At 63.0% G+C, this 25375-nt stretch carries 13 protein-coding genes; 1 reads left to right on the forward strand and 12 read right to left on the reverse strand.

Annotation, left to right across the window (positions count from 1 at the left end; translation table 11 throughout):
• The first annotated feature begins 8 nt into the window (after positions 1 to 8).
• A complete protein-coding gene (locus AC3RCG_RS19995) occupies positions 9 to 410 on the forward strand; it encodes a hypothetical protein (RefSeq protein WP_492403136.1) in 402 nt (133 codons plus the stop codon).
• Between the two features lie 3 nt (positions 411 to 413).
• On the opposite strand, the gene AC3RCG_RS20000 is transcribed toward AC3RCG_RS19995, so the two are convergent.
• The 12 genes from AC3RCG_RS20000 to AC3RCG_RS20055 form a co-directional block, all read right to left on the reverse strand.
• Positions 414 to 947, reverse strand: coding sequence for a hypothetical protein (locus AC3RCG_RS20000; RefSeq protein ID WP_492403138.1), 534 nt, complete (start codon positions 945 to 947; stop codon positions 414 to 416).
• Positions 948 to 1074: 127 nt separating this feature from the next.
• On the reverse strand, positions 1075 to 2172 hold the full coding sequence (locus AC3RCG_RS20005) for a tetratricopeptide repeat protein (RefSeq protein ID WP_492403140.1): 1098 nt from the start codon (positions 2170 to 2172) through the stop codon (positions 1075 to 1077).
• Positions 2173 to 2176: 4 nt separating this feature from the next.
• Complete coding sequence (locus tag AC3RCG_RS20010) at positions 2177 to 3775, reverse strand: tetratricopeptide repeat protein (RefSeq protein ID WP_492403142.1); 1599 nt, start codon at positions 3773 to 3775, stop codon at positions 2177 to 2179.
• A 2-nt stretch (positions 3776 to 3777) separates the two neighbouring features.
• Positions 3778 to 5835 carry a phospholipase D-like domain-containing protein gene (locus AC3RCG_RS20015; protein ID WP_492403144.1) on the reverse strand — a complete coding sequence of 686 codons (2058 nt, stop codon included), beginning with the start codon at positions 5833 to 5835 and terminating at the stop codon, positions 3778 to 3780.
• Positions 5836 to 5860: 25 nt separating this feature from the next.
• Positions 5861 to 8635, reverse strand: coding sequence for a type VI secretion system Vgr family protein (locus tag AC3RCG_RS20020; protein WP_492403146.1), 2775 nt, complete (start codon positions 8633 to 8635; stop codon positions 5861 to 5863).
• 148 nt (positions 8636 to 8783) lie between these two features.
• A complete protein-coding gene (locus AC3RCG_RS20025; protein WP_492403148.1) occupies positions 8784 to 10937 on the reverse strand; it encodes a S46 family peptidase in 2154 nt (717 codons plus the stop codon).
• An 87-nt stretch (positions 10938 to 11024) separates the two neighbouring features.
• Entirely contained in the window at positions 11025 to 13148 is a 2124-nt protein-coding gene (locus AC3RCG_RS20030; protein WP_492403150.1) for a PAS domain-containing sensor histidine kinase, read from the reverse strand.
• Complete coding sequence (locus tag AC3RCG_RS20035) at positions 13145 to 15739, reverse strand: chemotaxis protein CheB (protein ID WP_492403152.1); 2595 nt, start codon at positions 15737 to 15739, stop codon at positions 13145 to 13147. The genes AC3RCG_RS20030 and AC3RCG_RS20035 overlap by 4 nt, the downstream gene beginning before the upstream one ends.
• 128 nt (positions 15740 to 15867) lie before the next feature.
• Entirely contained in the window at positions 15868 to 17289 is a 1422-nt protein-coding gene (locus tag AC3RCG_RS20040) for an efflux transporter outer membrane subunit (protein WP_492403154.1), read from the reverse strand.
• Positions 17286 to 20540: an efflux RND transporter permease subunit gene (locus tag AC3RCG_RS20045; protein WP_492403156.1), complete on the reverse strand. Its 3255-nt coding sequence runs from the start codon at positions 20538 to 20540 to the stop codon at positions 17286 to 17288. Before AC3RCG_RS20045 ends, AC3RCG_RS20040 begins: the two co-directional genes overlap by 4 nt.
• Positions 20537 to 23653 carry an efflux RND transporter permease subunit gene (locus AC3RCG_RS20050; RefSeq protein WP_492403158.1) on the reverse strand — a complete coding sequence of 1039 codons (3117 nt, stop codon included), beginning with the start codon at positions 23651 to 23653 and terminating at the stop codon, positions 20537 to 20539. Before AC3RCG_RS20050 ends, AC3RCG_RS20045 begins: the two co-directional genes overlap by 4 nt.
• Positions 23650 to 25011, reverse strand: coding sequence for an efflux RND transporter periplasmic adaptor subunit (locus AC3RCG_RS20055; RefSeq protein ID WP_492403160.1), 1362 nt, complete (start codon positions 25009 to 25011; stop codon positions 23650 to 23652). The genes AC3RCG_RS20050 and AC3RCG_RS20055 overlap by 4 nt, the downstream gene beginning before the upstream one ends.
• Between the last annotated feature and the right edge of the window lie 364 nt (positions 25012 to 25375).

Consider the following 25375-nt stretch of genomic DNA (forward strand, 5'->3'; position numbering starts at 1 on the left):
ACTTTGATGTGGATCATCCTGCCCTGTCCGCGTTCGCCGCTCACGTGTGGAAAGTGGCGCAGGTCGGGCCAGAGGATTTTGCCGCCTGGGAACGGGGCTTCGCTTCCCTGGCTGTGACGGGCATGGGCGATCCCTGGCCGGAAGACGTGCGTGCGCCACTGCCCGGGCACCTGCTGGGCACGCTGGAAGCGCTGGTGCAGCATGTGCTGGAAACGAGCGCCTGTACCTGGCATGGTGATGACCTTGCGGCAAGCCGGCGCCAGCTGGAAGCCGTCTTTGATATCTGTGCCAGGCATGACGTCGCCGTGCCGCAGCTTGGGCGCTATGCGCAGCCGGATGCGGCGCTGCGCGGCGGCTGGGGACCGGCGCTCACGGACGAGGAAGTGAAAGCCTGGCAAGCCCTGATATAGCGCTCACGCCAGAAAGTCTTGGCGCACCTGTTCGAGCAGGCGCTCCTCTTCATCCGTATCGGCATCGACTTGCGTGACCACGGTCCAGAACGGCGCGCACGTCTTGATCTGCTCGAAAGCATGGCACGTTTCCAGCCGCACCATGGTTTTCCTGAGGCTGTGCAGATAGCCTTCCTCGATGGCGCAGAGCAGCTCGTCATCGGCAGCGTCGATCAGCTCGCTTAAAGCATCTTCGATCCTTGCGTAGCCCTCCTCCCACAATTGCCCGATTTCCGGCACGTCGGCTTCCATGCACTCGTTCGACCAGTCCGGAGGATAGTAATCGCGCGCCCTGTTACCGGGATCGGTGTCAAAGCTCAGCGAAATGGACGGGAACGATACGGCATTAAAGGCAAAGGCTGAAAATGCCTGATCCTTGAAAGCGGACGCGCCCAGCAGCGCCAGCGAGGCATTGGCCAGCCTGAACCAGGTTGCTTCAACGTCATAGGCTGTTTCAAACGCGTGCCAATCCGGCGGCAAATCGGGAGTCTGGGGCATGGGAACCTGTCGAAAAAGAATAGCGGTGGATAGTGGAGGAATTATACGTGGCACAGCCCATGCGGCAGGCCGTGGCGCGTGAACAGTGCGGGCGATGCAGGGACGGCAAACCGGCGGGACGCTGCGCCTAGCCGGCGGCCAGGAAATATGGCTCTTTTGAAAGCGAGGCGGCGCCTGGCTGCGGGGTGGCTGGCAGTGGACGGACGCCCATGGCGGCGTCGAGCAGGCTCTTTCGTTGTCCATCCCACGGCGGCAGATCGGCCGGTGGCAATGGCAGGATTTTATCGAGGTTGGGAAAGCGGCGATTGGGGTTGAAGCCGAGGGCACGACTAAGTACGCCGTAACGTTCCGCTCGCGCCTTATCAATATACGGGACCAGCATATTTGCAAGATCAAACGGATCGCCGAATTCAATCGTGAGTTTGTTTGCGCATTTCTCGCAGCCCAGCCTTACTCCGGTATGTAATACTTGCAACGCACGCTCTTTGGTTTCAGTTGTTCTTTCCCCATCAGACGTGCCGTCAGGCGTTCTTAATACAACATATAAATAAGATAAATCATATGCGGATGGGCCATATCCCTGCCCCAGTGCACACTCCATCATCTTGATTGCCACAGGAATATTCCCCCACATTTCAGCACCCGGATAATCCTTCCCCGCAGTGAGTTTTTCTCCTAAAAAACCCAGCGCTTGGGGGTTACCCATCTGCGCCGCCTTTTGCCAAAAGGCATAGGCACGCGTGATGTCGCCGTTAACGCCCGTGCCATTCGCGTAATACGTCCCCATCCGGTCATAGGCGGCAGGTATGCCCAGGCGCATCGCCTTTTCCACCAGTTGCACCGCTTCTTCCTCACCATATACAGGATCACGCCCTTCCACATACAGGCTGGCCAGATTGAGCATCGCCTTCCAGTGCAATCGCTCTGCCGCTTGACGCGTCAAATCGACGATTTTTTTGTAATCGCGGTCTTCCACGAAAATTTCAGGATCTTCCAAGGCGCGCGCTTCGAGGAACCAGTCCTCGGCTTGCGCATCGATGGGCGGCACCTTATTCGCCTCGGTTTCACAGATAAAATCCGCGACATGGGGATTGAAGAGGGGCAGGCTCTGGTTGCGCGGCGAAACTTTGTCGTCTGGCATTTTGCAGGCAAGCAGGCAGCACGAGACAATAAGCGACGCAAAGCGTCCTCTTGTGGCAGCCATGCTGGATTGATTGCTATCCATTGCCTTATCCAAGATCAGGAAGGGACGCATCCATCAAATGCCACCTCACGTCGCCATCTGGCAAGTCCAGCAGCCAGTCGCGGCGCGGTCGCGGGAACGGCGCGCCTTGGTTCAGCCACGCCTGGCGCCAGTACTGGTTGACGATGGCCTGCAGCGGATGGTCGGCCGCCACCCACGGTTGCCAGACGCCGCTGACCGGACAGACCTGGTCGTAAGCGCAGCTCAACAAAGGCTCGGGCCGCGCCACCTCGCGCAGCAAACCCTGCACCGCGCGCGGTTCCACGGCGCCATGGTTGTGCCGTATCGTCAGGCACTGCTCCCACGTCACGGGGCCATAACGGCTGTTTCCGTCAGCATCGAGCACGCTGAAATGGCGGAACGCTTCGCCTTCACTGAACAGCCGGGCCGGCTCCGTCACTCCTTGCCCTTTGGCGGGTTGCCAGTATGCGGAAAACGGCGCAATCGGCGCGTCGCTGTGCAAGCCGGTGGGGCGCAGCGCATAATCGGCGGCCAAGAAGTACGGTTTTTGTAATAGCGCGGCGGCGCTTGGCTGCGGGGTGGCTGGCGGCGGACGGATGCCCTTGGCAGCATGCAGCAAGGTATCCCTGTCGCCATTCCAGGGCGGCAGATCGGCGGGCGGGAGCGGCAAGACCTTGTCCAGATTAGGAAAACGCGCATTGGGATTGAATCCAAGTTCACGGCTAAGTACGCCGTAACGTTCCGCTCGCGCTTTATCAATGTACGGAACCAGCATATTTGCAAGATCAAACGGATCGCCGAATTCAATCGTGAGTTTGTTTGCGCATTTCTCGCAGCCGAATGCTACGCCCTCATGTAGAACTTTAAGAGCAAGTGCTTTAGTTTCTGGCGTACGCGGCCCGCTAACTCTCCCTGTGGCCATTCTCGGGGAGGCATACATGTAAGATAGATTATATGCAACTGGTCCGTACCCCTGGGAAAATGCACATTCCATCATTTTTATTGCAACAGGAATATTAGCCCAATACCCTGCCCCTTCATTTGCAGGACCCACATTTAGTTTATCTGACAAAAAATCCATCGCTTGAGGATTACCCATGACGGCAGCCTTTTGCCAGAAGGCATAGGCACGTGTGATGTCGCCGTTGACACCCGTGCCATTCGCGTAATACGTCCCCATCCGGTCATATGCCGCCGGAATCCCGAGTCGCATCGCCTTTTCCACCAGTTGCACCGCTTCTTCCTCTCCATGCAAGGGATCGCGCCCTTCCAGATACAGGCTGGCCAGATTGAGCATCGCCTTCCAATGCAATCGCTCTGCCGCCTGACGCGTCAGATCAACGATTTTTTTGTAATCGCGGTCTTCCACGAAAATTTCAGGATCTTCCAAAGCGCGTGCTTCGAGAAACCAGTCCTCGGCTTGCGCATCGATGGGCGGCACCTTGCTCGCCTCGGTTTCACAGATAAAATCCACTACATGGGGATTGAAAAGCGGCAGGCTTTGGTTGCGTGGCAAGACTTCTTTCGTGTCGTTCGACATTTTGCAGGCGCCTAAAGAGAAACTCAGGATAACTACCGTAATAAAAAATGACAGGGGAAGGGGAAAATTTTTATACTTTTTCATGCTCAACCCAAACGTAACGTTGAACTACGGTTATCTTCCAAGGGAAGCAAAAAACCGGTCATTTTCTTGTGGTCCGCACTTGCAGAATCAGATTTTTTCCTGCCGCGATTTTCTCCCATCAATTCAACCCATTTCCCAAACGCCGACACAATCTCCGCCTTCGTCCCGCCCCCTCCATCGACCAATCCGCCGCTATGCATGCGCCACACCCGCTTGCGCAAATCGCGGGCCACCCGGTGGTCGTCGGTGGCGATATTGATTTCGCTGTCGACGGCCATGCTGCGCTGGTTCAGGTTGGCGCTGCCCAGCGTCATGAACACGTCGTCGACCAGCATCAATTTGGAATGGATGTAGATTTCACGGTAGCGCCAGCGGTCCTTGTCAAACGCGCTGACATTGAGCATGGCCACCGACACCTTCAGCCCGAATTCGCTTTCGAGTGTCATCACGCCGGGTTTGTTGATGCCGTTGGCATGCTGCACCACGTCGGGCAACTTGACTTCCACCTCGGTGGAAATGCCGAATCCTGGCTTGACAGACCGGGTTTTCGGTCGCTTGTTATAGTCGTCGATCATGGTGTTTTGCCCCGTCATGCCAGCGTGCTGCCCCAGTGTCGCCAGCGTGTCGTGGGTGCGCGGCACCATCTGCGCGCGCTCCGGCACGGGAATGACGATGAATACGTGCATGACCGGCAAATCACGCATGGTCTTGCCAGCTTTCAGGCTCCCGGCCTTCCAGGCGGCGACCACCTTCTTGCGCTCGGCCAGCAAGTGCCGGGCCCATTCTTCGTACTGGAAATACTGGTTTTCCACGTACAGGTAACCGGCCGCAAGGCTGGCCTGGGTCACGGCGCGAAAGTAGGTTTCCTTGATCGTCTTGTCCTGCTCCTCGGGCTGCGTCAGGACGATCTGCACGGTGGCGTCGCTTGGTTCGGCCTTATCCAATAGCCGCGCCGGTGGGCTGCCACATGGCAACTCCCGGCTAACACAGGCGGTGGAAGCCGAACGCGTGCGGTCGTCGATCGCGCGGTCCCATGCCTTCACGAAATTGTTGTACAGCGCGATCAGCGCCTTGCCGCCGTCGATGCGGCAGGCGTAATCCTGATAGGGCTTCAAGGTGGCGAACCCGCCGTCCTCGGCCACTCCCTGCACACACTCGCGCCGCTCGTTGACGCCGCCCTGTTCGCGGCGCGTATCGTCGAGCAGATGGGCCGTCGTGTCCCAATAATCGGTCACCGAGTTCAGGCCCATCACATAACCGACGGCCTTGGCCCCTTCTTCGTGGTCGAAATCGATCAAGACCGGTTTCTGGTGATGCGTACCCAGGTATTGCATGCCGGGCTTCTCGATTTCCCCCATCGTCAAGCCGTGCGGCTGGTCTATTTCGGTCGCGATATTCTTGCTGATCGCGGTGCTGTCGCCGTGCCGCAAGCGGATCTCCAGGCCGCCAAACAGGCCCTTGAACGCGGCCGCATACCAGCTGTAACAATATTCTTGACGCGCCATCATCGGAATAGACTCAGGCCGGAGGTATTCGCCCCAATAACCGTTGCCTAAAATATGTTTCTTTTTTTTCACAGCATCGTGCAACATCGCCAGGCTGGCTTTTGCGCTGACGTCATCAAAGCGTTGTGCATCGGTTTTCCATGATGAGGCGTCATGCGAATAGCCCGGCATATTGCGCACCATCGGCGAACCGATACGGTCATACCAGATCAGCAGGCGCACCCTGACCTGACGCCGTGCGGCGGCGATCAGCAAATCGCCAAACGTTTCACCACGCGGCCAGGTGGCGCTGTTGCCGCGCACCAGTTCCATGCCCGGGTCGAAACCCCAGCAGCACAGGTCGATGGAATGTTTAGCTTTGGCGATCTCGCCGGCGATGTCGGCGAACCCTTCCTGTCCGCAAATGAACAGTGTCAGCTTGTTGTTGTGCGTAATCGGATGAGTGGCCTTGCCCTTCAGGTTGCGGTTTTCCAGCAGCCACTGGAGCGAACTGGTCGCAGTCCGTCCGACTTCGTCGATATGGGTGGTTTCGATGCGGCCGCTCGATTCCGGCATGGCGCTCTCCAGTCAGTGTCGTGAATCATTGAACCCAGCGGCTGTCGCTGGTGTCGTCGAACGCGCGCAAGCCGCGGTTCGACAGCGTGTGTTCGCCGCCCGGCGCCGCGTCCGGGTCGAAGCGTGTGCTCGCCTGCAATGAAAACTCTTCGCCATTGCCAAGGACGACACGGTACCGGGGCGTGCCGTCCTGATGCGCGATCAGGATGCGGCCGAATTCGTCGGTCAAGCCGCGTTCGACTTCGGCTTCCCCGTTGTACAGCGTGTACGGCACATTGGCGTACTGGCCGCCATCCGCATGGGCCTGTATCGTATGCTGCAATTGCCCCGCTACCGGCGCGACGGGCGGTTCCAGCTCCGGCTGCGGCCGGTTCTTTGGCGCCAAGGTTTCCAGGTTTCCATGGAACAGCGTCGGCGACGCGGTAAAAAACTGTACCTTGTCGCTAATTTCAAGCATGCAATTGGCGCCATGCAGACGCACGCCTTTGCGGCCGCGAATATGCACCCAGTCGGTCTGACTGATCAATTCCAGCACCTTGTGAGCAACGATATCGACCGCATCGGTTTGCGCCGCGATCTGCACCGGGCCGGCTGCGGCGATCAGTTTCATGCCAGCCTTGTGGACGAACAGGCGGAACGCCGCGCCGATGCTGGCGAACAGGCCGCCGCCGGCCGCCAGCGACAGATCGCGCCCGGTCGTCAGCGCCGTGTGCTCGGCACTGGCGATGTGCGTCGATTGCGCGCTCGTCGTTTCTATACCGGCCGGACTGGCCAGCACCAGATGCGGCTTGGATAGTTCGGGAAATGCGCTATCGCCACTGCCGGCACCGCCCTTGATCCCGGCATGCTGGTCGTTGAGCACATCGGCGGCGGCGCCCTGCTGGGCGGCGCTTTCTTGCGCGCCGTAATGCTGCGCCAGGGCGGCAAGCGCCTTGTGCCGTTCAGCAGCCTCGGCCAGCCGGCGCAAGGTTTCATCCATGCTCTTGATATGCGAGGCGGAGCCAGGGCGCGCTTCGGTGGTCAGCAACATGCCGCGGCCGGCCCGCGCCACGCCCCAGGCGTCTGACGCCAGTTCCCAGCCCTCGCCACGCGCATCCTTGCGCCCGCTGGCGTCTTCGATGCGGCTGATGCAGCCGAGCGACAATTGGCTGTGCTGATGATCGCTTTTCAGTTGCGCCTGGATGCGCTGGTGCGTGTCGTCGAGCACCAACTGATTACCGCGCACGCCGCAGCCGCCGCCAGGCATCAGCTCGGCGCTGCGCCAGCCGCCCAGCATGCGTTGCCCCGGCAAATTCCACGGCGGCGCATGGTTGCCGTTGTACACTGCGCCGACGATGATGGGACGATCGATATTGCCGTCGAGAAATTGGATCAGCACTTCCTGGCCGATGCGCGGCAGCGCGATCTGGCCGAACGCCTGGCCCGCCCATGGCGTCATGACCCGGATCCATGGCGAACTGCCCGCGTCGAACTTGCTCAGCCGGTCCCAGTGGAATTGCACCTTCACCCGGCCCAGCCCGTCGGTATGGATGGTTTCGCCTGCCGGCCCGGTGACGATCGCCGTCTGCACCCCGGGCAACGCGCAAGGCGTGCTGTTGAAGTGCCGCCCCGGATACCAGCGGATGCTCTTGCGGATGCAGTTAAACCGGTTTTCATAATGCGACTTCGCGCCCGTGCCTGCCTGGTAATTGTTGCTGGCGATATGATCGACCGACAGGATCAGGTATTCGCGCGCGCCGATGTCCGGGCGCGCCGCCTCACCTCTGGCCGGCATGGCTTGCTGGGCGCTGAAGTGTCCGCCCAGCGTGAAACTGCGCCCGGCCTGGGCGCAGCGGTGATTGCCGCCAGCTTCGAAGTATTGCGCCTGGCAGTTCTGTTCCTCCAGGCGGCGTTGCGCCAGCGCTTCGCCGTCGCCCATGCCGGCATAGCCATAGCCGGTGTTTTGATACAGTTCATGGGCAAACACGTCGCCCTGCTGGTGCAGCGCATAGCCGCTGGCGCGGCTGGCATACGGATGCTTGTAGTTGAAGCTGGCCAGCGTGAGCGAGCCTGAAGCGATCTTGCGTATTGCCTGCCAATCGCGTATGCCGTCGCGCTCCAGCGAGCCCGCGCCGCTGCGATACACCATCTCGTCGGCTTCGCTGGCATGGCCGTCGCCAGGATCGATGCTGTCGCTCAGCCAGGTATTGTCGCCCAGACACAGCGTATGACCGTCGGCGCGATGTTCATACCAGTAATGGATACCCTGGTCTTCCCAGCGCCGGTGCAGATGGTTGTAATCGGTTTCATTATGCTGGTTGGCGCAGCTTAAAATTGCTTTTTCCTCATGCAGCCGGTTTTGCCAGTCGCGCTGCACATAATGATCGAAGGTCGTTTCGCTGATGTCGATGACCGTGCGTTCGTGGAACGAGACGTTGTCCATGCGCAGCCTGGACAACGCCAGCCAGGGTTGCAGCACCATCTGGTAGAACGCGAAACCGCCATCGCTGCGCAACAGGCGAAATTCGCCGACATAACCATTAAAATAGCGCAAGCTGCCATCATCGCGCACCAGCGAAATCGTGACCATGCGTCCCATCATCGCCGTCAGGGGGACGTGGAGATTATCGGACAGCAGTTCGACGTCGAAGCGGAAGTCGCGCGACATTTCCTCGTGTGCCCGCAAGCTGTTGACCAGCAGCGCGGTATCGGGCGGACCGTCCTCGCGCGGAAAATCCATGCGCAGCAAGCGGCTGTCCTGGACTCGCCTGTCCGCCCCGAAAAGCCGCGCCAGATCGGCTGCCAGCTCGCCATCATCCATGTTGCCTCCATCCCATAGTTTCCCTGGTCCATGCTAACCATGGTGGACGCTGGCATATTGATGGAACTCAAACCAGTTGCCCATACGCAAAAAAGCCGCATCGGCCCTGGGGCGGATGCGGCTTTGTTCCAGCGCTTGCTAAAACTGATTACTTCGCGGCTTTGGCAGCTTTCGGATACTTGATGGTCATTTCCTGCAGCAAGTTATCCGCGTGGTCCACTTCCTTCATCACCCACAGCATGTAGCGGATGTCGAGGTGGATGGCGCGCGTGATGGCCGTGTCGAAGTACCAGTCCTTGGTGATCGATTCATACGTCGAATCGAAGTTCAGGCCGATCAGTTCGCCGCGCTTGTTCATCACGGCCGAGCCGGAATTGCCGCCCGTGGTGTCCGCGCTGGTGAGGAAGTTGACCGGCACGGTACCCAGCACCGGGTCGCGGAACTGGCCGTAGCGTTTTTGCTTGACGGCGTCGATCAAGCCTTGCGGCGCTTCGAACGGGGCCTTGCCCGTGACTTTCTCGACGATGCCTTCCACGGTCGTGAACGGCCCCTTGGTGATGCCGTCGCGCGGCGAGTACGGCGAGACCGTGCCGTAGGTCACGCGCAGGGTCGAGTTGGCGTCAGGATAGACCGGCTTGCCTTGCGATTTCTTCCACGCAATCACGGCTTGCATGTATTGCGGAATCACGCGCTCCAGGTTGCCGTCGATTTCCTTGCGGCGCTCTTCCAGCGCCAGTTCCACCGGATACAGCTTGACGGCCAGCTGCATGAAAGCATCGTCGGACTGGGCAACGGCAGCCTGGTCCTTGTCCAGCCAGGCCAGGCGCTTGGCCGTGTCAGCCAGTTGCGTCTGCTGGTACAGGGCGGCCACGGCGCCTGGTGCCGGCAGCAGCGCGTCCAGGCCTTGCGGATGGCTCTTCGCCGCCAGCTGCGCGTAACGATTCAGGCCCGCTTCAAAGCGCGCCTGGTCGACCTTGTTGACGTACGACTGTTCCAAACGGGCCAGACGGGCCTTGATGAAGGCCAGGTCGCGCTGCTGGAAGCCCGATTCGCGCTCGGCGTCCGGCTTCTGGCGCTCTTGCGACAGACGGTAGACGGTGCGCGCGCTTTTCAGCAGGTCGCTGTTGGTGGCCACCGTCCAGGCGAACTCCTCTTCGCTCAAGGCCATGTCGCTGGCGATCGCCGCGTCCAGTTCGGCCAGCAGGGTGGCCGACACGTTCGGCTGTTTCGCGTACCAGGCGCGGAACTCGGCATCCTGCCCATCCTTGATGGCGGCGATGTCCTTGCGGGCGAAACCATCGAGCAAGCCCTGGGTTTTCTTCAGCACGTTGTTGATGCTTTTCACCACGCTCGCATAGCGGACGGCGGCCGCCGCATCGCCCTGCGTGGCGGCGGCCATCACGGCCAGGTCGGCTTGCAGTTCGGATACTTTCAAGGGGAAGGCCGTATCGCGCGCGAAGCGGATTTCCGCCGGCAGCTTGTAGCGGCTGGTGCGGCCGGGGTAGCCCGCCAGCAAGATGCCGTCGCCGGCCTTCAAGCCTTCGGCCGAGACCACCAGGAAGTCCTTCGACTTGTAGGGAACGTTGTCGGGCGACGGGTCGGCCGGACGGCCATCCTTGCCCACGTAGGCGCGCAGGAACGAGTAATCGCCCGTGTGGCGCGGCCATTCGTAGTTGTCGGTGTCGCCGCCGAAGTTGCCGATCTTGTCCGATGGCGCATACACGAGGCGCACGTCGCGTATCATCATCTGGCGGATGCGGTAGTACTCGAGCCCGCGGTGGAAGGCGGGCACGGAGCAGCGGTACATCTTGTCCGTCTCGCATTCGGCGATCAGGTCCTTGATGCGCTTTTCCACGGCTTCGTGGCGCGCGCGGCCGCTCATGTTGGCCGTCAAGCCTTTCAGCACGCGCTCGCTGACGTTTTCCACCTTGTCCGTTACATACACGAGGCTGTTCGGACCGCCCGGCAGCTCGCTGGCGCGCGTCTTGGCCAGGAAGCCGTCGGTGATGTAATTGTGTTCCGGCGTGGAATTGCGCTGCACGGCGCCGTAGGCGCAATGGTGGTTCGTCACCACCAGGCCCGCGTCGGAGACGAAAGCGGCCGAGCAGCCGCCCAGCGACACGATGGCGCTCATCGGGTGCTTGCTCAGGTCGGCGAGTTTTTCTGCAGGAATGTCGATGCCGACCCGTTTGAGCTCGGCTTTCAGCTGTGGCAGCTGGTGTGGTTGCCACTGCCCTTCGTCGGCGTGTGCGCCGGCGAACGCGCCCAACAAGGCGACTGGTAAAACGATTGTTTTGAACAAGATATGCCCCTCCGTAAATAGCAGGCGAAAGTATAGCCTGTCCAAGGGACCTGAGTCGGCAAAAATTAACCCATTGCAATTTCTGTATCAGGCGGCAGGCTGCCTCACTCCCTGCAGGGGAATCTGCAGGGCCAGGCGGCAGCCGGCGCCCGACGCCGGCAAGCCCACCTCGAAGTGCCCGCCCAGCGCCGTCACCCGCTCGGCAATGCCGATCAGGCCAAAACACTGCTTCTTGCGCTGCTGCTGCGGCGTGATGCCGATGCCGTTGTCGCTGATGGCCACGTACACGGCGCAGGCATCCGAGCTGAGCTCGATCTCGACCTGGCTGGCCTGGGCATGGCGCATGACGTTGCTGAGCGCTTCCTGCACGATGCGGAACAGCACGATCTCGGCCTGGCTGCCGATGGCGGCAAACAGCGCCTCGTCGCGTATCAGCAGGCGGCAGGCGACGCCGCTGCGCTTGCGGAAGTCGCCCACCTGCCATTCGATAGCGGCCTGCAAGCCCAGGTCCAGCGCCATCGGGCGCAGTTCGTTGATGATGCCGCGCACGCTCTTGATGGTCGTGTCGACGTTGCTGAGCACGGCGCCGACGCGGCCGTGCAAGCGCGGATGGGAACCCTCGGTGCGGGCGCTGAGCATGGAGATATCGATGCGCAGCGCCAGCAGGTTTTGCCCCAGTTCATCGTGGATATCGCGCGAAATGCGCTTGCGCTCGTCTTCCTTGGCCGTTTCCAGGTGCAGGGCAAGCTGGCGCAGCTGCGCGTGCGACTGGCGCAAGGCGCCATCCATCAGCTTGCGTTCCGTAATGTCCGTGTGCGCCACCACCACGCGCAACGGCCCTTCGCCGAGGAAACGGCTGATCCTGGCCTGCGACCAGCGGGGCCCCGAGCGCGTGGCAAACTCGTATTCGAGCGCAAACGTGTCGGCAGTGCCGGCAATGACGGAGCGGATGCCGGCGGCCAGCTCGCGTCCGGCGCTGCGCTGCCAGCGCGGGTCGGTCTCGCAAAATTCCAGGTACTGCAGCGGCGGCTGCTTTTGCCCGACGAAGGCCAGGCAAGCCTGGTTCGCATGCACGACGCTGCCCGCCTGGTCCAGCACCAGCACGCGGTCCGTCAGCGAATCGATGGTGGCGTGAAAGAAGCGCTCGGCATCGCGCAAGGCTTCCTGCGCCCGCTCGCGCTGGTGCACTTCCAGCTGCAGGTGCTGGTTGGCCCGCAGCAGTTCGGCCGTGCGGTCGATGACCCGCTGGTCCAGCTCGCGGTGCAGTTCGCGCAGGTCCGCCTCGGCCAGCTTGCGTTCGGTGATATCGGAAAACACGCCGACAAAATGGCTGATGGCGCCATCGGCCGTGCGCATGGGCGTGATCGACAGCGATTCGACGAAGCGCTCGCCATTCTTGCGCCGGTTCACCAGTTCGCCATACCAGCTGCCTTCCTCGTGCAGGCTGCGCCACATGGTTTCATAGAAATGCGGCAAATGCGTGCCGCCGCCGAGGAAGGACGGATCGCGTCCGATGGCTTCCTCGGCCTGGTAGCCGGTGATGGTGGTGAAGGCGGGGTTGACGGAAATGATGCGGTTGGCGCTGTCCGTCACCAGCACGCCTTCGCGGATACTGTCGAGGATGACGAAGGCGCGCCGCAAGGCCGATTCGCGCGCATGCTCATCGCCCAGGTCCGTCACCAGCATGCGCGCCGTGGCGCTGTCCGCGTCGAAATTAGCTTCGATGCGCACCATGCCGCCCATGCCGCCCGCCTCGCCTTCGAACAGTTGCGCCTCGAGCACCTGGCGCGCGCCGCAGGTAAAGACGGTGTCGAGGAAGCGGCGGAAGCCGCCCTGCGCCTGGGGCGCGACGAATTGCTCGAAGCGCCGCCCCAGCAGCTGGTTCTTGTCGCGCTGCAGCAAGCCGCAGGCGGCCACGTTGACACGCGTGATCACGCCCTCGCGCGCCAGCGAGAAGTAGCTGACGGGCGCCTGTTCATACAGCTGCGCATAACGGTCGCGGCTGCTTTCATATTCATTCTTCAGCTGCTCGAGCTCGGCCAGGGCCGCGTTCTGCATTTCCAGCTCGATCTGGCTGACCTGCAACTCATGCAGCTGGCGTATCACCTCTTCATTCGACTGCGGCACGGGCTGACGCTGCTGCGCCGCCAGTTGTTCGGCCTGCTCCCGCAATCGGGCCGGCACGCTCTCCTCGTCGAATGGTTCGCTCATGAGGCGCTCTCCCCTGCTTTCCCGTCTGCCGCGACGCCGGACTGGATCTGGCGCAGCTGGGCTTCCAGCAGCTTCGATTCCGTGATGTTGATGAAGGTCACGACCACGCCATCGATCACGTTTTCGATCGTGCGGTACGGCATGATGCGCACGTTGTACCAGCGCCCGTTCTTGGTCGGTACTTGCCGTTCGCAAAACACCAGGCTGCGGATCACTTCGAGCGCATCGTCTTCCAGGCCCGGATAATCGAGGTCGTTGACGATGTCGCTGAGCGGGCGGCGCAAGTCCGTCTGGATCAATTTGTAGATTTGCGTGGCCGGCGCCGTGAAGCGGCGGATGCGCAAATCGCTGTCGAGGAAGATGGTGGCGATATCGGTGCTGTTGAGCAAGTTTTTCATGTCGCTATTGACGAGCGACAAATCATCGACTTTCGATTGCAGCTCGGCATTGACCGTGTACAACTCCTCGTTGAGCGACTGCATCTCTTCCTTCGAGGTGGTCAATTCCTCGTTCGTCGACTGCAGCTCTTCATTGGTCGACTGCAATTCTTCGTTGGCCGATTTCAATTCCTCGCGCGAGGTCTGCATCTCGTCGCGCACGGCCTGGATTTCATTGCGCGCCTGCGCCAGCTGCTGTTCCAGCTCCAGCACCTTGGGGTTAGGCGAACGGCCGCGCCGCGCCTCGGCCACCAGAGGCGCACTGGAAAACGTGACAAACACCATGCCGCGCAGGGATTCGGGCTGGCTCAGGGCTTCGGCGCTCAGATCCACGCCCAGCGATTGCCCCAGGTGGTCCTTGACGACCAGGCCCTTCAGGCGTACCACGCTTTCGCTTTGCAGCGCCTGCTTGATCAGGCTGGCCAGCTCGTAACGCAAGCCTTCGCGCGCCATGGCATGGATATTCCAGTTGGCCTTGCCGGCCGCCGGTTCCAGGAAGGCGCCCGTGCGGCCGTTGATGTAAAGAATGTCGCCATCCTGGTTCAGCAGCGCGGCGGCCGGCGAATATTTCTGGAGCAATAATTGCTCGACATGGGCTTGAATCTTTCCAGTCATGCTGACTTCTCTCGTGTCGCTAGGTGTGGGGGGGGATGCCAACGATACCTTGGTGGGAAAATACGTGGGCAGGCGCTGGCGCGCCAGATTGTCGAGGCGGCGGTACAGCCGGGTCGACGTGGTCAGCGGCGAAAACAGCTCGGAAAAATGACCGGGCGTATCGGCGCTGCCCAGCAGTAAAATCCCATCGCGGTTCAAGGCGTAATGAAACAGGGGAATGAGGCGCTGCTGCAGCTTGGCATTCAGATAGATCAACAGGTTGCGGCAGCACAGGATGTCGAGCTTGGTGAACGGCGGGTCCGAAATGATGTTTTGCTGGGCGAAGATGATCGTGTTGCGGATCTCTTTCTTCACATGGTAGCCGTGCTTGTCATTGACAAAGAAACGCTCCAGCCGCTCGGCAGATACGTCGCTGATGATGCTGTGCGGAAAGCGCCCCTGGCGCGCGCGGTCGATGGCATCGGCCGACAGATCGGTGGCGAAGATCTGCAGGCTGTATTTCGACGGCGGGTTGATGCTGGCCACCACTTCATGGAACACCATGGCCAGCGAATACGCTTCCTCGCCCGTGGAACAGGCGGGCACCCAGGCCTTGAAGGCGCGTCCGTCCGGGTGGGCGGCCAGCATTTGCGGCACGACCACCATCTTCAGGTATTCCCACACTTTCGGGTCGCGGAAAAAGCTCGTCACGCCGATCAGCAATTCCTTGAACAGCAAGTCGATTTCGGCGGGATTGGCGCGCAAATACGGCACGTATTCTTCCATCGACGTCATCTGGTACAAACTCATGCGCCGTTCGATGCGCCGCAGCACCGTATTGATCTTGTAATCGGTAAAGCTGTTGCCCGTATGCTCGGACAGCAAGGCGACGATTTCCTGCAGGGAATTGCGCCCGTTCGGCTCATGCCCCGGCAAGCTGAGGAAACTGCTGCGGAACAGGTAGGTGATGATCTTGTCCGGCATCTTGTCGGGAAAGTCGACGAGGTCCACCACTTCGGCGGCAATCGCGCTTTGCGGCATCATGTCGAACTTGGCCGTGTCGGGATGCTGGGCCAGGGTCAGGCCACCCGCCTGCTTGATGGCCTGCAAGCCGCGCGTGCCGTCGCTGCCCATGCCGGAAAAGATCACGCCGACGGCCAGTTCGCCCAGCTCGCTGGCCAGGCTCTCGAAAAAGGTATTGATGGGCAGGCGGTGGCCGCGCAGCTGCACCGGCTCGCTGAGCACGAAACGGCCCTTGGACAGGCCCAGGTCGGCATTCGACGGGATCACATAGATATGGTTCGGGCGCAACTCCGCCTGATGCGTGATTTCCGCGACGGGAATGCTGGTGGCGCGCTGCAGCAATTCCGGCAGCATGGCCTTTTGCGTGGGATCAAGGTGCTGGATCACCACATAGGCAATCCCGCTTTCCTGCGGCACGTTCGCCAGAAAAGCGACGATGGGATCGAGCCCGCCGGCGGAAGCGCCGATGGCCACCACGGGGAAAACGATGGTGGCCACGTCGGGAACGGACATATTACTGTGTTTGCTGCGTGTCATCGTCTGCAAGATAGCAGCCACGGCCAAACCGTCAGGCTGGGAATTGATAATCTTGCATTCTAGCACTCAAGATGGGCAGGAAAACGCGAATTTAGCGCAGGGATTTTCGCCTGCGCCAGCCTGTCCCCTTACTGCGCCTGCGGCACGTGCCAGCCGCCGCCCAGCGACTGGATCAGGGCCACGGCCGTCGTCTGGCGATCCGCCTGGGCCTGCACCAGCGAACGGCGCGCCGACAGGGCCGTCACTTGCGCCGTCACCACGTCCGTGTAGCCGACCTGGCCCGCGTTGTAGCGGTTCAGCATCTGCTGTTCGACCTGGTCGGCGGCCGACGACGCCTGCTGGCGCAAGGCCAGCTGCTCGGCCAGCGCGCGCGTGGCCGACAACTGGTCTTCCACGGCGCCGAAAGCACTGAGCACCGTCTGGCGGTAGCGCGCCACGGCCGCCTCATGGCCCGCCTTGGCCGCGTCCACGCTGGCCGTGGTGGCGCCCGCGTTGAACAGCGTTTGCGCGGCCGACACACCCAGCGACCACAAGCTGCTTGAAGCGTTGAACAGGTCGCCCACCTTGCTGGCGCCGGAACCGTAGGAACCCGTCAGGTTCAGGCTCGGATAGTAGGCCGAGCGGGCGATGCCGATCTGCTCATTGGCCACGGCCACCCTGCGCTCGGCGGCGGCGATGTCGGGACGGCGCTGCAGCAGGGTCGACGGCACGCCCAGCGGCACCTCGGGCACGGTCAGGGTCCACGGCGCCACGGCCAGGCTGAAGTCGGACGGGGCGCGGCCCAACAGGATGGCGATCGCGTGTTCGAGCTGGGCGCGCGCGCGCGTCTGGCTCGACAGATCGATCTGCGCATTGGCCAGCTGCGTCTGTGCCTGCAGCAGGTCGGACTTGGCGGCGATGCCCGAGTTAAAACGGTTGCCGGTGATCTCGAGCACGCGCTTGTAGCCATCGATGGTGGCGTTCAGCAGCGCGATCTGCGCATCGCTCTGGCGCAGCGAAAAGTAATTGGTGGCCAGCTCGCCCTGCGCCGACAGGCGCGCGGCGGCCAGGTCGGCCGCGCTGGCGCTGGCGCTGGCATCGGCCCCCGTCACGCCGGCGCGCAGCTTGCCCCACACGTCCGGTTCCCACGAGGCGCCGATGGCGGCCTTGAAGTTGTTGTTCGTCTGCTGCTCGCCGCCGCCACCCGAACGGGCGCCGCTGCCCGTCAGGTTCACGGTGGGGAACAGCGAGGCGCGCTGTTCGCGCACCAGCGCGCGCGCCTGCTCGTAGGAAGCGATGGCGGCCGCCACGTTCTGGTTCGATATGTCGATGCCTTCGGCCAGCTGGTTCAGCTGCGCGTCGCCGAACAGGGTCCACCAGGGACCGCGCTCCAGGGTGTCGGCCGGCGCGGCCGGTTGCCAGCCGGCCGCCTCCTTGAACGCTTGCGGCGCGGCGGCCGTCGGCGTTTCATACGCGGGGCTGACGGCGCAGCCGGCAAGGAGAACTGCCGCGGCCACGGCCAGCAGGCGGCGTGCGGGAACGGCGGAGGAAATAGGTTTTACTTGCTTCATGATTGTGTGCTCGGGTTATCTGGCCCAGGAATGCGGCTCAATTGCTGCTCGTCGGCGCTGCGCGTGCGCAGCTTGTCGAGCAGGATGTAGACCACCGGGGTGGTCAGCAATGTGAGTAACTGGCTGGCAATCAGGCCGCCGATGATGGCGACCCCCAAGGGCTGGCGTAGCTCCGACCCCTCGCCGAAACCGATCGCCAGCGGCAAGGCGCCAAGCGCCGCCGCCAGGGTGGTCATCAGAATGGGGCGGAAACGCAGCAAACATGCCTCGCGCACCGCCTCCACTGCACTCAAGCCGCGCGAACGCTCGGCCTCCAGCGCGAAGTCGATGATCAATATAGCATTTTTCTTGACGATACCGATCAACAGGAACACGCCGATCAGGGCGATGATGGAAAACTCCATGCGGAACAGCAGCAAGGCCAGCACGGCGCCCACCCCCGCCGACGGCAAGGTCGACAGCACGGTGACGGGATGGATCAGGCTTTCGTACAGGATGCCCAGCACGATGTAGATGACCACGATGGCCGCCAGGATCAAGAGCGGCTGCTCCTTGTTGCTGTCCTGCGCGCTCTTGGCCGAGCCCTGGAAACTGCCGCGCACGTTCACCGGCATGCCGATTTCCGACTCCGCCTGGGCCACGGCCGCCTGCCCGTCGCTGAGCGGATAGCCGTCGGCCAGGTTGAACGACACGGTGGTGGCCAGTTCGCCGCCCTGGTGGTTGATGGACGTGGCCGTCGAGCTTTCCGCGAAGCTGCTGAACGAGGACAGCGGCACCATCTTCGCCAGGGTGGTGCTCAGGGCCGAGCCGCTGGACGGGTCGCGCGCCGCCGTCGTATTCGACGTCGTCGCGGCCACGCTGGTGCTGGACGCGGCGGCGCTGGCGGCCGTCGTGCCGGTGGCCGCGACGGCCGCCGCATTCGACGCCGGCACATACACGGAGCGCAGCGCTTCCGGGCTTTGCGCATAACGGGGCGCCACTTCCATGATCACGTGGTACTGGTTCAGCTCATCGTAGATGGTCGCCACCTGGCGCTGGCCGAAGCTGTTGTACAGCGCATTGTCGATATCCTTCACCTGCACGCCCAGCTGCGTGGCGCGGTCCTTGTCGATGGAAACAAAGGTTTCCACGCCGTTTTCCGCCTGGTCCGTGTCCACGTCGATCAGGGCCGGCTGCAGCTTCATCTGGTCGGCCAGCTTCGCCGCCCACTTCTTCAGGTCCGCCTGGTTGTCGCTGATCAGGGTGTACTGGTACGTGGAATTGCTCGAGCGCCCGCCCATGCGCAAATCCTGCACGGGGTTGAGGAACAGCGAAATGCCCGTCACCTTGGCCAGTTGCGGACGCAGGCGCGCGATCACGGCTTGCCCCTTGTCCGTGCGCTGCGAGGCCGGCTTCAAGTCGATGAACATGAAGCCGCCCCCTGCCCGTCCGCCGCCCGTAAACCCCACAACGGTGGCGACGGCCGGGTCGTCCTTGATGATGTTGACCAGCTGGCGCAACTTGCTCTGCATGGCCTGGAACGAGATGCTCTGGTCGGCGCGCATGCCGCCATTGATCTGGCCCGTATCCTGCTGCGGGAAAAAGCCCTTGGGCGCGGCCGCGAACAGGTACACATTCAGGCCGACGACGAAGACGAGGATGGTCATCACCAGCGCGGCGCTCGACAGCGCCCAGTCCAGGCAATGCTCGTAGACTTTCAGCATGCGCTCGAAGCCCCGCTCGAACCAGCGCGCGACCCGGCCCGGCGGCTGGTGCTGCTGGCCGCTTTTCAGCAGCCAGGCGCACATCATCGGCGTGGTCGTGAGGGAGATGACGAGCGAAATCATCACGGCGGCCGACAGGGTGACGGCGAATTCGCGGAACAAGCGCCCCACCTGCCCGCCCATGAACAGCAGCGGGATGAAGACGGCCACCAGCGACAGACTGATCGACAGCACCGTAAAACCCACTTCGCGCGCGCCCAGCAGGGCCGCCTTGAAGCGGTCCATGCCCGCCTCGATGTGGCGCTGCGTGTTTTCCAGCACCACGATGGCGTCATCGACGACGAAGCCCGTGGCCACCGTGAGCGCCATCAGGGACAGATTGTTCAGGCTAAAGCCCAGCATGTACATCACGCCGAAGGTGCCCAGCAGGGAAACGATGGTGGCCACGGCCGGGATGATGGTGGCGCGCACGCTGCGCAGGAAAGCGCTGACCACCAGCACGACGAGCACGATGGACAGGATCAGGGTGAATTCGATTTCGTGCAGCGACGAGCGGATGGAGTTGGTGCTGTCGGACGCCACCTGCAGCTTGATGTCGCCCGGCAACTGCGCCTGCAGTTGCGGCAGCAGCGCGCGCACACCGTCCACCGTGGCGATGACGTTGGCGCCGGGCTGGCGCGTGATCAGCACGATGACGGCCGGGTCGCCATTGAACAGGCCCAGGGTATTGTTGTTCTCCACGCCGTCGACCACGTCGGCCACGTCGTCGAGGCGGATGGCGGCGCCGTCGCGCCAGGCCACGACCAGGCTGCGGTAGTCGTTTGCTGAGCGCCCGCCCGACGCCGTCGCCGCGCCCGAATAGATCTGCAGGCTGCGCTCGTCGCCGGAAATGGCTCCCTTGGGGCGGTTGGCGTTACTGGCCTGGATGGCCGCCCGCACGTCCTCCATCGACAAGCTGTAGTGATTGAGCTGGTACGGCAGCAATTCCACGCGCACGGCCGGCAGCGAACCGCCGCCCAGTTCCACGTCGCCCACGCCTTTGACTTGCGCCACCTTTTGCTGCACCAGGTTCGACACGGCATCGTAGATCTGGCCCGGCGTGCGCGTTTTCGACGTCAGCGCCAGGATGATCACGGGCGCGTCGGACGGATTGGCCTTGCGGTAAGTGGGATTGCTGCGCAGGGTGGCCGGCAAATCCACGCGCGCGGCGGCAATCGCCGCCTGCACTTCGCGCGCGGCCGAATCGATCTTGCGGTTCAGGTCGAATTGCAAATTGATGCGCGCCGAGCCCGTGCCCGACGACGACGTCATTTCGTTTACGCCCGAGATCACGCCCAGGCGCCGTTCCAGCGGCGTGGCCACCGACGTGGCCATGGTCGCGGGGCTGGCGCCAGGCAGGCTGGCGCTGACGGAAATGGTCGGATAATCGACCTGCGGCAGCGGCGAGACGGGCAGCACGAAGAAGGCGCCGATGCCTGCCAGCGCGATGCCGATGGTCAGCAGCACGGTGGCGATGGGGCGCTTGACGAACGGTTCGGACAGGTTCACGCGGCGCTCCCCGCACCCGGCTTATCGAGACTGACAGCGTTCTTCCCTTTGCCCGCGAAGCGCTGGCCCAGGCGGTCGAAGCCCAGGTAGATGACGGGTGTGGTGAACAAGGTCAGCACCTGGCTGACGATCAGGCCGCCGAAGATGGCCAGGCCCAACGGACGGCGCAACTCGGCGCCCTCGCCCCAGCCCAGCATCAGCGGCACGGCCGCGAACAGGGCCGCCAGGGTCGTCATCAAAATCGGGCGGAAACGCAGCAGCGCTGCCTGGTGGATGGCTTCCTGCGGGCTTTTTCCCTCGTCGCGCTCGGCCTCGATGGCGAAGTCGATCATCATGATGGCGTTCTTTTTCACGATGCCGATCAGCAGGATGATGCCGATGATGCCGATCACGCCCAGGTCCTGGCCCGAGATCATCAGGGCCAGCAAGGCGCCCACGCCGGCCGACGGCAGGGTCGACAAAATCGTCAGCGGATGGATGTAGCTTTCGTACAGCACGCCGAGCACGATGTAGACGCAGACGACGGCGGCCAAAATGAGCCACAGCTGGTTCGACAGCGAGTTTTCATACGCGCCGGCCGCGCCGAGGAACGTCAAGGTCACCGAAGGCGGCAAGGCGATGTCTTTCGCCGCCTGGCGGATGGCGTCGACGGCGCTGCCCAGCGCCACGCCCCGCGTCGTGTCGAAGCCCAAGGTCGTGGCCGGATACTGCGCCACGTGCGTGATCTGCAGCGGCGCCTGTTTTTCGCTGACGCTGGCAAAGGCGGACAGCGGCGTCGACTTGCCGGAGCCCGTGCGCACCTGCAGGTCCGACAGGTCGGACGGCGTGGTGACGATGCCCGGCTGCGCTTCGAGGATCACGCGGTACTGGTTGGTTTCCGTGAAAATCGTCGAAATGATGCGCTGGCCGAAGGCGTTATACAAGGCGTCGTCGACGGTGGCCGTGGTCACCGACATGCGCGCGGCGCTGTCGCGGTCGATGGCGACCGTCACGGCGGCGCCCGTGGCGCCCGCATCCGTGACGACGTTGCGCAACTGCGATTGCTCGCGCATGCGGGCCGCCAGCTTGCCCGCCCACTCGGTGACGGTGGCCGTATCGGCCCCTTCGAGCGAGACGCGGTACTGCGTCGGGCCCGATTCCGCGTCGATGGTCAAATCCTGCGTCGGCTGCAGATACAGGGTCACGCCGGCCACCTGGGCCACGCGGTTGCGCAGGCGTTCCATGATCTCGTCCTGGCTGCCGCTGCGCGGACGCTTCAGGTTGATCAGCATGCTGCCCGTGTGCAGCATGGTGTTGTTGGCCGCATCGACGCCGACGAGGGAACTCAAGGTATCGACAGCGGGGTCTTCCAGCAGCGCGCTGGCGGCGGCCTGCTGCAAGGCGGCCATGCGCGCGTACGAGACGGCTTGCGAGGTTTCGATGCGCGCCTGCAGCTGGCCCGTGTCCTGCGTGGGGAACAGGCCTTTCGGGATGGTGATGTACAGGACGACGGTCAGCAGCAAGGTGGCCAGGGCCACGAGCAGGGTCAATCCCTGGCGCTTCAAGACCCACACGAGCGCATGGTCGTACTGATGGATGACCTTGTCGAAGAAAGCCTGGATGCGCTGGCCCGTGGCGCTGATCTTTTCATCGGCATGGCTTTTCAGCCAGCGCGCCGACATCATCGGCACCAGGGTGAGCGACACCACGGCGGAAATCAAGATCGTGATGGCCAGGGTCATGGCAAATTCACGGAACAGACGGCCCACCACGTCGCCCATGAACAGCAGGGGAATCAGCACGGCGATCAGCGAGACGGTGAGCGAGATGATGGTAAAGCCGATCTGCGATGCGCCCTTCAATGCGGCGGCCATCGGCGTTTCGCCCTCCTCGATGTAGCGGGCGATGTTTTCGATCATGACGATGGCGTCATCGACGACAAAGCCCGTGGCGATCGTCAGCGCCATCAAGGAGAGGTTGTTCAGGCTGTAGCCGAGCAGATACATGACGCCGCAGGCGCCGATCAGCGAAATCGGCACGGACAGGCTGGCGATCACCGTGGCGCGCAGGCTGTGCAGGAAGGCGAAGATCACCAGCACCACCAGCAGCACGGACAACAGCAGTTCCATTTCCACGTGTTCGACGGAGGCGCGGATGCCCGTCGTGCGGTCGCTCAGCACGTCGAGCTTCATGGCCGCCGGCAGGCTGGCCTGCAGGTCGGGCAGCAGGGCCTTGATGGCGTCCACCGTCTTGATGACGTTGGCGCCGGGCTGGCGCTGCACGTTCAGAATGATGGCCGGCTGCTTGCCCGACCAGGCACCGAGGCGCGTGTTTTCCGCGCTGTCGACGACGTTGGCCACGTCAGCCAGGCGCACGGGTGCGCCGTTTTTATACGTGATGATCAGGCGCTTGTAGTCTTCCGCCGTCACCAATTGATCGTTGGCGTTGATGGTAAACGAGCGCGTGGGTCCGTCGAAACTGCCCTTGGCGCTGTTGACGTTGGCCGCCGCGATGGCCGTGCGCAGGCTGTCGAGGCCCAGGCCGTACGAGGCCAGCAATTTGGTGTCGCCCTGGATGCGCACGGCGGGACGCTGGCCGCCCGACAGCGAGACGAGGCCCACGCCGTTGACCTGGCTGATCTTCAGCGCCAGACGCGTGTTGACGATGTTCTGCACCTGCGTCAGCGGCATCGTGTCGGAGGTGATCGCCAGGGTCAGTACGGGCGCGTCGGCCGGGTTGATCTTCGCGTACACGGGCGGCGCCGGCAAGTCGGTCGGCAGCAGCGAGCCGCCCGCGTTGATGGCCGCCTGCACTTCCTGCTCGGCCACGTCCAGGGTCTGGCCCAGGGTGAATTGCAGGGTGATGAGGGAGACGCCGGCCGCGCTGGTGGAACTCATGCGCTGCAAGCCCGACATCTGCCCGAACTGGCGCTCCAGCGGCGCCGTGACGGTCTGCCCCATGACTTCGGGGCTAGCGCCCGGGTACAGGGTCTGCACCTGGATGGTGGGGAAGTCCACCTGCGGCAAGGCGGCCAGCGGCAGGAACTTGAAGCCGACCAGCCCCGCCAGCAAGATGGCCAGCATCAGCAGCGCCGTGGCGACGGGGCGCTTGATGAACGGCGTCGATGGACTCATTGCGCTGCGCCCTTGGCCGGAGCGGTCGCCGGCGCACTGGCGGGAGCGGAGGCGGTGGCCGAAGCGCTGGCCGCGCCCTCAGCATGCTGGCGGCGGTGGCGGCGTTCGCCGTTCGCGCCGGCAGCACCTGCGCCGCCCATGGCCGGCTTGTCGCCCGCCAGCATGACCTTCGCGCCTTCCTTCAGGCGGTCGGCGCCTTCCGTAATGACTTGCTCTCCCGCTTCCAGGCCGGCGCGGATTTCCACCATGTCGGTGGTGGCCTGGCCCCGCGTGACCATGCGCACGGTGACGGTCTTGTCGGCCTTGAGCACATACACGAAGTCGCCGTTGTTACTGTGACGCAAAGCCGTGACGGGCACCAGCACGGCGCCCGTGATGTTGCCCAGTTCCAGACGCACGTTGACGAACTGGCTGGGGAACAAGGCCATCTTGTCGTTCGTGTAGCGGGCCTTGGCGCGCACGGTGCCCGTCTGCACGTCGACCTGGTTGTCGAGCGCCGTCAAGCTGCCCTTGTCCAGCGTATGCGTGCGCGTGCGGTCCAGCGCCAGCGCCGCCAGGGCCGAGCCGCCATTCAGGCGCTCCTGGATGGTCTGCACCTTATCCTGCGGCACGGAAAATTCCACGTCGATGGGCGAGAGCTGCGTCACCACCACCACGCCGCCCGCGTCGCTGGTGCTGACCAGGTTGCCGATATCGACCACCTTCAGGCCCGCGCGGCCGCTGATCGGCGACACCACCTTGGTGTAGCCGAGGTTCAGCCTGGCCGTGCCTTCGGACGCGCGGTCCGTCATGACAGTGCCTTCCAGCTGCTTGACCAATGCGGCCTGCGTGTCGACGTCCTGGCGCGCGATGGAATCCTGGCCCAGCAGGGTTTGATAGCGTTTCAGGGTCAGGCGCGCGTTTTCCAGCTGCGCTTCATCGCGCTGGCGCTGGCCCGTGGCCTGCATCAGCGCCATCTCGAACTGGGCCGGATCGATCTGCGCCACCACCTGGCCCGCCTTGACCATGCCGCCTTCCTTGAATTTCAATTCCTTCAAAATGCCCGACACTTGCGGGCGCACCGTCACGGTGGATGCGGCCGTCACCGTGCCCAGCGCATCGAGCACCACGGGCAGGTCGGACTTGACGGCCGTGGCCACGCCGACGGTGGTCGAGGGAGCGCCGCGGCGTCCGCCAGGCCCGCCGGGTCCGCCCGGGCCACCGGGACCGCCGGCACCGCCCTGGGCGCTGGCGCCGGAATGGGTCAGATACCAGGCACCGCCCCCCAGCGCCGCCATCACGGCCAGCGCGATGACCGTGCCGACGATTTTCGAACGGCGGCTGCGCCGCGGGGTATGGGGTGTTGTCTGCGAATCCATCGCTTATCCTTGTAGTGGCCGCTGGCACGGCGATTCTGTGGCGCCGGCCGAGGTGGAACACACTCAGGCCGGACGACCGTTTTTCGGGGTTGTTTCGGTACTCAGCCGGGGAGTCAAGAGCTGAAAATCAGCTGAAAAAACATCGCTCTCCAGCGTGAAACGACTCTAGCATAGTCATGTAACTGTTTCATTTCTACTTGAAACAATTACACACAGCCTGGCAGGCATGGGAGGACCAGGCGGGCCGGCAGGCGGGCCGACCCTGTGGGGTAACGGTGGAAAAATCAGGCTTGCGGGGCGTCATCGCCCGGCGTGCGCCAGACGCGGGCGACTCGCATGCAGATACAAACTCGCTACAAATCTC

The organism is Janthinobacterium sp. GW823-FHT01H08 (assembly GCF_058797855.1).